8 protein-coding genes are annotated in these 10,043 nt (G+C 58.8%); 2 read left to right on the top strand and 6 right to left on the bottom strand.

Annotation, left to right across the window (positions count from 1 at the left end):
- The 6 genes from ABFX23_RS17270 to ABFX23_RS17245 all read right to left on the bottom strand — a co-directional run.
- On the bottom strand, nt 1–845 hold an 845-nt coding region (locus tag ABFX23_RS17270; protein ID WP_346034124.1), incomplete at its 3' end, for an acyl-CoA carboxylase subunit beta.
- Nucleotides 846–850: 5 nt separating this feature from the next.
- Nucleotides 851–1,747 (bottom strand): 3-hydroxyisobutyrate dehydrogenase, encoded by an 897-nt coding sequence (mmsB, locus tag ABFX23_RS17265; protein ID WP_346034123.1) that lies wholly within the window; start codon nt 1,745–1,747, stop codon nt 851–853.
- 1 nt (nt 1,748) lies between these two features.
- Nucleotides 1,749–2,531 carry an enoyl-CoA hydratase-related protein gene (locus ABFX23_RS17260; protein ID WP_346034122.1) on the bottom strand — a complete coding sequence of 261 codons (783 nt, stop codon included), beginning with the start codon at nt 2,529–2,531 and terminating at the stop codon, nt 1,749–1,751.
- Complete coding sequence (locus ABFX23_RS17255) at nt 2,528–3,589, bottom strand: enoyl-CoA hydratase/isomerase family protein (protein WP_346034121.1); 1,062 nt, start codon at nt 3,587–3,589, stop codon at nt 2,528–2,530. Before ABFX23_RS17255 ends, ABFX23_RS17260 begins: the two co-directional genes overlap by 4 nt.
- Nucleotides 3,589–4,737, bottom strand: a complete 1,149-nt coding sequence (locus ABFX23_RS17250) for an acyl-CoA dehydrogenase family protein (RefSeq protein ID WP_346034120.1) — start codon at nt 4,735–4,737, stop codon at nt 3,589–3,591. Before ABFX23_RS17250 ends, ABFX23_RS17255 begins: the two co-directional genes overlap by 1 nt.
- On the bottom strand, nt 4,737–6,236 hold the full coding sequence (locus ABFX23_RS17245) for a CoA-acylating methylmalonate-semialdehyde dehydrogenase (RefSeq protein ID WP_346034119.1): 1,500 nt from the start codon (nt 6,234–6,236) through the stop codon (nt 4,737–4,739). The genes ABFX23_RS17250 and ABFX23_RS17245 overlap by 1 nt, the downstream gene beginning before the upstream one ends.
- 83 nt (nt 6,237–6,319) lie before the next feature.
- On the opposite strand from ABFX23_RS17245, the gene ABFX23_RS17240 reads away from it, so the two are divergent.
- The gene (locus tag ABFX23_RS17240) at nt 6,320–7,243 is read left to right on the top strand and encodes a LysR family transcriptional regulator (protein WP_346034118.1); all 924 of its coding nucleotides are present in this window, start codon (nt 6,320–6,322) and stop codon (nt 7,241–7,243) included.
- Nucleotides 7,244–7,627: 384 nt separating this feature from the next.
- Nucleotides 7,628–9,952, top strand: coding sequence for a TonB-dependent receptor (locus ABFX23_RS17235; protein ID WP_346034117.1), 2,325 nt, complete (start codon nt 7,628–7,630; stop codon nt 9,950–9,952).
- Nucleotides 9,953–10,043: the final 91 nt, after the last annotated feature.

Genomic DNA, 10,043 nt, shown 5'->3' with positions numbered 1-10,043 from the left:
TCGTAGGGCATGTTGGAGCTGGCCGGAATCAGCGTGTCGAGGCTGTCCTCGCGCCGGTCCCACGGATCGTCGGTCGGCAGTTCGGGCAGCGGGTCGCGGTTGCTCTCGGGCACGAAGCCTATCAGCTCGCGCGCGGCCAGCAGCGCCTCGATATCGTTTTCCAGAGCGAGGTCGGCGACCGAAGTCTTGGTGGTGTGCACCACCGCGCCGCCAAGGTCTTCCTGCGTCACTTCCTCGTTGGTGACGGTCTTCACCACGTCCGGCCCGGTCACGAACATGTAGGAGCTGTCCTTCACCATGAAGATGAAGTCGGTCATGGCCGGCGAGTACACCGCCCCGCCCGCGCACGGCCCCATAATGAGCGAAAGCTGCGGGATTACGCCGCTGGCAAGCACGTTCTTCTGGAACACCTCGGCATAGCCACCAAGGCTGGCCACGCCTTCCTGGATGCGCGCACCGCCGCTGTCATTGAGTCCGATGACGGGAGCGCCGACTTTCATGGCGTTGTCCATCACCTTGCAGATCTTCTCTGCGTGCCGCTTCGAAAGACTGCCGCCGAACACGGTGAAATCCTGGCTGAACACATAGACCAGCCGCCCGTTGATCGTGCCGCTGCCGGTCACCACGCCATCGCCGGGGATTTTCTGATCCTGCATGCCGAAATCGACGCAGTCGTGCTCGACATAGGTATCGAGTTCTTCGAACGATCCTTCGTCCAGCAGCACGTCCAGCCGTTCACGCGCAGTCAGCTTGCCCTTGGCATGCTGGGCATCGATGCGCCTTTGTCCGCCGCCCATTCTGGCGGCTTCACGGCGACGTTCCATTTCGGCGATATTGGCGGACATACTAGCTAATTGGATAAATCTTGCCCGGCGGGCAAAAGCATTTGAATAATAGACGAAAAATCGCTCTGCCCGGTAGTTTCCGAGTTGAAATTGTCATAGAGTTTTAGCGCGCGCCGTCCCATCTGCGTGTCAACACCCGCCGTATCTGCTGCGGCCAGCGCCAGCTTGAGGTCTTTCAGCATCAGTGCAGTGGCAAAACCACCTTGATAGCCGTTGTCAGCCGGCGATTTCGGCCCCACGCCAGGCAGTGGGCAATAGCTTGTCATGGACCAGCACTGGCCACTGCTAACGCTTGAAATATCGTAGAAAGTCTGCGGATCGAGCCCCAGTTTCTTTGCCATGGCAAAGGCCTCGCATGTGCCGATCATGTGAATGCCCAGCAGCATGTTGTTGCAGATCTTGGCCGCCTGCCCGTTGCCAGACTGCCCAGCATGGATCACCGCCTTGCCCATACCCTGCAGGACCGGCTCTGCCCGCTTGAAGGCGTCGTCGGTGCCGCCAACCATGAAGGTGAGCGTGCCCGCTTCTGCCGCAGCAATACCGCCTGAAACCGGCGCATCGACCATGGCATAGCCAGCCGCCTCGGCAGCCTCGGCCACTTCGCGCGCGGTGGCGACATCGATGGTGGAACAGTCGAGAAAAACCGCACCTCCCGGAGCCTTACCGATGACGTCGCTGGTGTAGACCGACTTTACGACGGTGCCGTTGGGCAGCATGGAGACGACCGCGTCCACGCCTTCGCAGGCTTCGGATGCGGACGTGAAAGTCTCGCAGCCATGCTCCCTGGCAGCTGCCAGCGCCTGTTCGCTGAGATCAAACGCGCGAACGCCATGCCCGGCTTTCACAAGGTTTGCGGCCATGCCGCCACCCATGTTCCCAAGGCCAATGAATGCAATCTTCATGTCAACGTCCTTTCCACTGCCCTTCGCGCTTCTCTACGAAGGCCTTCATGCCCTCCACCTTGTCTTCGCTGGCGGTGAGAATCTGAAACAGGCGGCGTTCGTGTTTGAGACCAAGCTCCAGCGTGGTTTCGAATGCGGCGTCCACCATCTCCTTGGTCGCCAAGGCGGCCATCGGCGGCTTCGAGGCGATGGCGGCGGCTGTCTTCAGTGCGTCGTTGAGCATCTCGTCATGCGGCACCACCCGCGCGACGAGGCCAGCGCTTTCGGCTTCTGCGGCATCCATCATGCGACCGGTCAGGCACATTTCCATCGACTTGGCCTTGCCCACCGCGCGAGTGAGCCGCTGACTGCCGCCCATGCCGGGAGCAACGCCCAGATTTATCTCGGGCTGGCCGAACCTGGCCTTGTCCGAAGCGATGATGAAATCGGCCATCAACGCCAGTTCGCATCCGCCGCCCAAGGCGAAACCGTTCACGGCCGCAATCCACGGCTTGCGCGTGCCGTGCACAACGTTGCGCTGCCAGCCGGAGAAAAAGTCTTCCAGATAAAAGTCGACCGTTTCCTTCTCGACCATTTCCTTAATGTCGGCGCCAGCGGCAAAGGCCTTGTCGCCCGAGCCGGTGATAACGAGGCAACGCTGCGACTTGTCGGCCTCGTAAGCGGCAAATACCTCGCCAAGCTCGCGCAGCACCTCGCTGTTCAGTGCATTAAGCGACTGCGGACGGTTCAGAGTGACCAGCGTGACCGCGTCCCGCTGTTCGACGAGAATATTTTCGTAGTTCATAGCGGACTCCATTCTTCACTCTCCGGTAGCGGCGCAAAGATAGTGTCCAGCATATCTTCGCTCACCTCTTCGGGAGTGGGAGGGTTCCATTTCGGATCATTGGTCCTGTCAACGAGCAGGGCTCGCACCCCTTCTGCAAAGTCCGGGCGCAACAGCGCCCTCGAAGCGATGCGATACTCCTGCTTCATGTTCTCGGCGAAATCTGCAAGTTGCGCGGCTTCGGCCAGCTGTCGTAGCGAAATCTTGCACGCCTGCGGGCTCTTGGTGCGCAGCGTCGCCAGCTCTTTGGCCGCCCATTCGCCATCATCGGCCTTGAGGCTCGCGAGTACATCTTCATAACGGTCGGAGGCAAAGTGACGCGCGATCAGGTCTGCGTGGGCAGCGGTGCGCGCTTCGGGCGGCGTGATCGACATTTCTGCCAGGATATCGGCGATGCGATCCGGGTTTTCGACAATGCGCGCCTTGGCCTCGGCGAGCTTGTCGTGCGGCAGGTAATGCGTGGCAAGGCCTGCCCACAGGCACTCCGCCCCGTCAAGCCGCGCGCCGGTGAGGGCAAGAAATTGGCCGATCCGCGACCCGAGCCTCGATAGATACCAACCGCCGCCGACGTCCGGGAACAGGCCGATCCCCGTTTCCGGCATGGCAAAGCGGGTGTTCTCCGTCGCAACGCGGTAAGTCGCCGGCTGGCTGATGCCCACCCCGCCGCCCATAGTGATCCCGTCCATAAAAGCCACGACCGGCTTCGGGTAGGTGAGCAACTGGTGGTTGAGCCGATACTCGTCAAAGAAGAATTCGCGGCCAGCAATGCCGCCATCCTCGATTGCCGACTTGCGCAGCAGGTTTATGTCGCCGCCCGAACAGAAGCCGCGCCCTTCGGCATGGTCGATGATAACGGCCTTGATCAAGTCGTCCTTGGCCCACGCTGACAGCGCTTCGCGCATCTTGAGGCACATCCAATGGGTCAAAGCGTGGATCGCCTTTGGGCGGTTGAGCGACAAGTGCCCCACCGGCCCATGCCCGTGGATAAGAACATCTTCAGTTGCATGAGTATCGGTCATCAGCGTAAAAGGTCCCTGCCGATAATCATCTGCATGATCTCATTCGTGCCTTCCAGTATCCGGTGCACCCGAAGGTCGCGCCAGATACGCTCGATGGGGTAGTCCTGCAGGTAGCCGTAGCCGCCATGCAATTGCAGCGCGCGGTCGACAATCGAAGAGCCGTTCTCCGTCGCCAACTTCTTGGCCATGGCGGCGAAACGGGTCTTGTCGGCGGCACCCTCGGTCACCTTGGCCGCAGCAAGGTACAACAGCGCACGCGCGGCTTCGAGGTCGATGGCCATGTCGGCGATGGTGAACTGCGTGTTCTGGAACTGGGCAATCGGCTGGCCGAACTGCTGGCGATCTTTGGTGTAGGCAATCGTCTCGTCGAGAGAGCGCTGCGCCCCGCCCAGCGAACAGGCACCGATATTGAGCCGCCCGCCATCCAGGCCCGACATGGCGATGGCAAAACCCTGCCCTTCGCTGCCAATCAGGTTCTCCGCCGGCACCCGCACATCTTCGAGGATTAGCTGCGCGGTAGGCTGGGAATGCCAGCCCAATTTCTTTTCCTGCGCACCAAAACTGACTCCGGCCATGTCCTTCTCAACGAGCAAGCAAGAAATACCTTTGGGCCCAGGATCTCCAGTGCGGACCATAACGATATAAACCTCGTTCTGGCCACCGCCGGAGATGAACTGCTTGGATCCGTTGACCACGAAGTGTTCACCATCACGCTTGGCAGTGGTCTTGAGCGCTGCTGCATCCGAGCCCGAACTCGGCTCTGTCAGGCAGTAACTGGCAATCATTTTCATGCTTACGAGGTCGGCTAGGTACTTTCCTTTCACTACGTCACCGCCGAAGCTGTCCACCATCCAAGCGGCCATGTTATGGATGGAGATGAAAGCGCTGGTAGAGGGACAGCCATAGGCCATCGCCTCCATGATCAGCGCTGCCTCCAGCCGGCCAAGACCGATCCCGCCCGAGTCCTCGGACACGTAGATCGAGCCAAAGCCCAGCTCTCCGGCTTGTGAAATCACCTCACGCGGGAAGATGTGTTTTTCATCCCATTCAGCAGCGCTCGACGTGATGTTGTCCGCTGTAAAGCGCTGCGCCATCTCCTGGATGGCGAGCTGTTCGGCGGTGAGAGCGAATTGGCTGGTCACGTCCATCACCCCATCGTCGGAATAACGAAGGCGTTGCTACCGTCGCCGCCACCATCGGGCCAGCGCTGGGTGACTTTCTTGGCCTTGGTCCAGAACCTGAGGCCCTCCATGCCATACTGATCCGCATCGCCAAAGCCGCTACGCTTCCAGCCGCCGAAGCTGTGGTAGCTGACCGGCACCGGAATCGGCACGTTGATGCCCACCATGCCCACGTTCACCCGGTGCGCGAATTCGCGCGCGGCGTGGCCGTTGCGAGTGAAGATGGCGACGCCATTACCGTACTGGTGCTCACTCGGCAGGCGCAGGGCGTGCTCGAAATCAGTTGCTCGCACGATCTGGAGGACCGGGCCGAAGATTTCTTCCTTGTAGCTTTCCATGTCGGGGGTGACGCGGTCCAGCAGAGTCGGGCCGACGAAGAAGCCGTTCTCGTGGCCCTGCAGCGAAAACCCGCGCCCGTCGATCACCACTTCGCTGCCCTCGGCCTCCGCGGTGTCGATCCACTTCTCGATACGCGCCTTGTGCTCGGGCGTAACGACAGGGCCGTAGTGCGCTTCGGGATCGTTCGACACGCCGACGCGCAGCGCATTGATCGCAGGGATCAGCTTCTCCTTCAGGCGCTCGGCGGTTTGCTCGCCCACCGGCACCACCACCGGCAGCGCCATGCAGCGCTCACCGGCAGAACCGAAGGCCGCGCCTGATAGGTCGTTCACCACCTGATCGAGGTCCGCGTCCGGCATCACGATACCGTGGTTCTTCGCCCCGCCCATCGCCTGCACACGCTTTCCGGCGACAACGCCCCGGTTGTATACGTAGTGCGCGATATCAGACGAACCGACGAAACTGACGGCGGCGATATCCTGATGATCGAGAATCGCATCGACCATTTCCTTGTCGCCGTGGACAACCTGCAGCAGCCCTGCGGGAGCGCCCGCCTCCATGAACAGTTCGGCAAGCCGCACCGGCACGCTGGGATCGCGCTCGCTGGGCTTCAGGATAAAGGCGTTGCCCGCCGCGATTGCCATGCCGAACATCCACATCGGGATCATGGCAGGAAAATTGAATGGGGTGATGCCTGCGCCGATACCGAGCGGCTGGCGCATGGAGTAGACGTCGATGCCCGGCCCGGCGCCGTTGGTGTATTCGCCCTTCAGCGCCTGCGGGATGCCGCAGGCGAACTCGATCACTTCCAGCCCGCGCTGCACGTCGCCATGAGCGTCCTCCACCACCTTGCCGTGTTCGGAGGAGAGAAGTTCGGCCAGTTCCTGCTTGTTTGCCTCAACCAACTGCTTGAAGGCGAACATCACGCGCGCACGGCGCTGCGGGTTAGTGGCGGCCCATTCCGGCTGCACTTTCTTTGCCTCGGCAATCGCCTTGTCGAGCAGCGCGGCATCGCCCAAGGCGACCTGCGTCTGCACTTCGCCGGTCGAGGGATTCCAGATATCGTGCACCCTGCCACCATCACTGGCATGGGCCTTACCGGCTATGAAATGATCGATATGTCGCATGTGCCTAACTCCCAAATACGAGCGAAGGCTAGAAGTTATCATTTTGCAGACAAGAGCAAAGATTGCAGCTAGGGCCTGCAATTATGCAGCAACTCGACTGGAACGATATCCGCGCCTTTGTAGCACTCGCCGAAACCGGAAAACTCACAAGTGCGGGCAGGATTACTGGAACCGACCCGACGACAGTCGGAAGGAGAATAAAGCGCCTAGAAGGTACATTGGGGATCATCGCGTTCGAACGCACTCGATACGGACAATCACTTACGGAAGCGGGAGAGAGGCTGCTGGCAAAAGCCGAGACTATGGCCAGCGCGGCGAGGACAATTGAGGACTCGACTGACAATAGGAAGGGGCTGTCAGGCGTTCTAAGGATCAGTGTCTCGGAAGGCTTTGGCAGTCAGTTTCTTACACGATTTCTGCCCAGACTCAGCTCAGGGCACCCAAACCTTACAATCGACCTCGTCGCAAATAGCGGATTCCTTAGCCCATCGAGGAAAGAAGCCGACATCGCTGTCATGCTTTCCCGGCCCAACAGCGGACCAATACTTTGTCACAAACTGGCAGACTATTCTCTCGGTCTCTTTGCAAGCGAGGAGTACCTCAGCAGCAATGGAATTCCTACCTCACCGGAAGACTTGACTTCTGGCCACGTCCTCGTTGGCTACGTGCCCGACCTCGTCTATGCTCCCGAACTTAGTTACCTCAATGAATTCCATCCAGGTCTTGTTGCGGTAATTCGATCGTCTAGCATCGTGGCGCAACAGCGCCTGCTTCGAGAAGGGACAGGAATAGGCGTCCTGCCCTGCTTTATGGGCAACACAGTCCCAGAACTAAAGCGCTTGCTGCCAAATCGCTCGATAACTCGGAGCTTTTGGACTGTTACGCATCGGGACACCCACAATCTCGCGAAAGTAAAAGTCGCAAGGGGCTGGCTCGAGGAATGTGTGAGGAGTGGCCTCGGTCTCTTAAAGGATGGAGACACTTCGAACTCTATCAGCGATCGATGAGATAACTCCAAACACCTCCAAGCCCATCTAGAGGAAGCCGCATAGTAATCCAAACGGCGCCCGCCGCCGTCGCATCAAACCATGCTCAGACAGCAAGGGCATGGACAAACGGAGGCATATGCGCAGGTGCGGCAAGAGAAGGCTGCAAGGTCTGCTAAGCCCCCGCTGTGCCAATGCAATGTTTCTTGACAGCATACTGCCATATCGATTAGCAACCAGCCCGCCAATGAGCCAGACACGCCTTCTTCTGAGGGTGTTCAAGCAGGTTCGACGGTTGGTGGAGGAGCGTTTCAAGATTGGTGGGTAGCTTTTTCTCACCCGTTTCGGGCGAGCCCCCTTTTCTGAAAAAATCGAATTATAAAACAAGTATTAGGGAGATTGGGTATGTCGGGAAGGAGCTCTCTTGCCTCCTTTGGCCAAGTGTCGGCGGCGGCTCTGGCGCTAGCGTTAGCTAGTGAAGTCGCATATGCGCAAGAAGACGCTGGAGAAGTCGAGCAAGAATCTGGTGCGGACACCCAGGAGCGCAACACAATCATTGTGAGTGCGAACCGGCGCGACGAGCGATTGCAGGACGTGCCTATCGCAATCAACGTCGTGACGGCCGACACGCTCGGCACCGCTGGCATCGAAGACACGGCCGACCTGGCGCAAGTTGTTCCCGGGCTCGTCTATCAGACCTCGCAGAGTGGTGTTCAGGCGCACCTGCGCGGTGTGGGGACCACTGCCTTGCCAGCTGGCACAGAGAACTCGATCGCAACATACATCGACGGTGTCTACATATTGAGCATGAGCGGCGGCCTCATGCAGCTCAGCAACATTGCTCAGGTCGAAGTCCTCAAGGGCCCTCAAGGAACATTGTTTGGACGAAACGCGACCGGCGGCGTCATCAACGTCCGAACACGCGATCCCGAGTATACACCGGGTGGTAATGTTCGGCTTGGTTATGGCAATTATGATACATTCACGGCGAGTGGATATGTCACCACGGGCTTGTCCGACAACATGGCCATCGATGTTGCCGGCTACATGTCGCTTCAGGGAGACGGATGGGGCACAAACGTATTCACTGGAGAGGATGTCTATCAAAGCGACAGCTATGCCGTGCGTGGCAAGCTTCTCTTCGAGCCGGGTGATCGCGACGAATTTAGGCTCACGGGCGATTACTCCCGGACGGAAGGCAATGCTTTCTCGAGCTATCGCCTGCTCGATGGCACTTTTGCGCAATACGGTCCGGGCGACACCGTGGCCGCAGCCCGACCGTCGCTTGTCAACGCGGGAGCAGTCGGGGCCAATCCCGGACAGGTCGCCCCCTTCGCCGTGGTCGGCGATCCTTACGCCTTTAATGGTAACCCTTATGACACAGCCACATTCACCCAGCCTTTCGGCGTAGTCGAAAGCTGGGGTGCCAGCTTGCAGTGGGACCACGAGTTCAACAACTTTCGCTTCCAGAGCATCACGGCTTACCGTGAGCTGACAGCTGACCAGCAGTGGGGTGCGACCCCTGTGCCGGCGTTCCGCACACAAGCAAACTTCATTCAAAACGATGACCAGTTTTCTCAGGAATTCCAGCTGGCTTCGCTTGCCTCAAGCGATATCCAGTGGGTATTCGGGCTTTACTATTTGGATGGTGGATCGAATTATGATCCGTTCTTTATAACCGGAACGGCCATTGCCCCTCTCGAGCAATTGCTTTTCAACGCTTTTACCAGCACTGAATCCGGCGCCGCTTTTGGCCAAGCCACGATTCCTCTAGGGGATCGTACAAACCTCACCCTGGGGGGGCGCTATACGATTGAAGAACGCGGCTTGGTTGGCGAAACCATTGCCTCTTTCCTGCCTGGATTTGGCCCGCCCGTCCCGATCACGACCGATCAGTTCGAAGGCGAAGAGACTTTCAAGAAGTTTACCTGGCGCGTATCCCTCGATCATCGCATTACTCCCAATGTGCTGGGGTACGCATCGTGGAACCGCGGCTTCAAGAGCGGCATCTACAATTCAGTTCCTCCCGGCGGCCTGACAGGCGAAGCCGTCCCGCCTGAAGTGCTGGACGCCTATGAAATCGGTCTGAAGACCGAGCTGGCCGATGGTCGGCTAAACCTTAACATCGCCGCATTCTATTATGATTACAGTGATTTGCAGGTGACCGTCTTCACTCCTATCGCAGCACTTATCGAAAGCGGTCCCAAGGCAGAAATCTACGGTTTTGACTTGGATTTTATCTATAGCCCAACGCGCCTTTTTAGCATCAATGGCGGCCTCAATTATAGCAGTTCGGAATTCAAGGAATATCCGAATGCCCAGTTCCTCGTACCGCAAACAGAGGCGCAGGGCGGCGGGAATGCTGTTGTTCTGGGAAGCGCAGTTGGCAACGAACTTCCATATGCCCCGGAATGGACCGCAAATCTCGGCGCAAATCTCGAAGTCCCCTTGGACACCGGTCACCTCGATTTTGCCCTTAATTATCACTACAACGATGGATGGTTCGCCGGTCCGGACAATATTCTGGAACAGCCATCGTACCATCTGGTGAATGGTTCGATCGGCTGGCAAATCGGTGACACTGGTCCGAATGTTGGCCTGTGGGTCCGCAACCTGTTGGAGGAGGAATATTACACATTCCTCAGCGCGGGGAATAACCCTGGCGGCTACAACCAGGGAATTCGGGGCGCTCCTCGAACCTATGGCATCACTCTCGGATACGAGTTCTGACTTGGTTAACCGGAGCGCAGAACTGGCTACGCGGACTGCAGTGTCGGAGGCATTCGACGCCCTAGGCGTGTTGAACCAACATCGGTCATCT

The sequence above is a fragment of the Erythrobacter westpacificensis genome (assembly GCF_039542285.1).
Classification (GTDB): Bacteria; Pseudomonadota; Alphaproteobacteria; order Sphingomonadales; family Sphingomonadaceae; genus Alteraurantiacibacter; species Alteraurantiacibacter westpacificensis.
The sequence above is the reverse complement of the archived record's forward strand: the minus strand, read 5'-3'. Positions and strand labels throughout refer to the sequence as shown.

Coding starts and splice junctions, on each gene's coding strand:
- mmsB (WP_346034123.1), bottom strand. CDS start 1,747: ATGAAGATTGCATTCATTGGCCTTGGGAACATGGGTGGCGGCATGGCC.
- ABFX23_RS17260 (WP_346034122.1), bottom strand. CDS start 2,531: ATGAACTACGAAAATATTCTCGTCGAACAGCGGGACGCGGTCACGCTG.
- ABFX23_RS17255 (WP_346034121.1), bottom strand. CDS start 3,589: ATGACCGATACTCATGCAACTGAAGATGTTCTTATCCACGGGCATGGG.
- ABFX23_RS17250 (WP_346034120.1), bottom strand. CDS start 4,737: ATGGACGTGACCAGCCAATTCGCTCTCACCGCCGAACAGCTCGCCATC.
- ABFX23_RS17245 (WP_346034119.1), bottom strand. CDS start 6,236: ATGCGACATATCGATCATTTCATAGCCGGTAAGGCCCATGCCAGTGAT.
- ABFX23_RS17240 (WP_346034118.1), top strand. CDS start 6,320: ATGCAGCAACTCGACTGGAACGATATCCGCGCCTTTGTAGCACTCGCC.
- ABFX23_RS17235 (WP_346034117.1), top strand. CDS start 7,628: ATGTCGGGAAGGAGCTCTCTTGCCTCCTTTGGCCAAGTGTCGGCGGCG.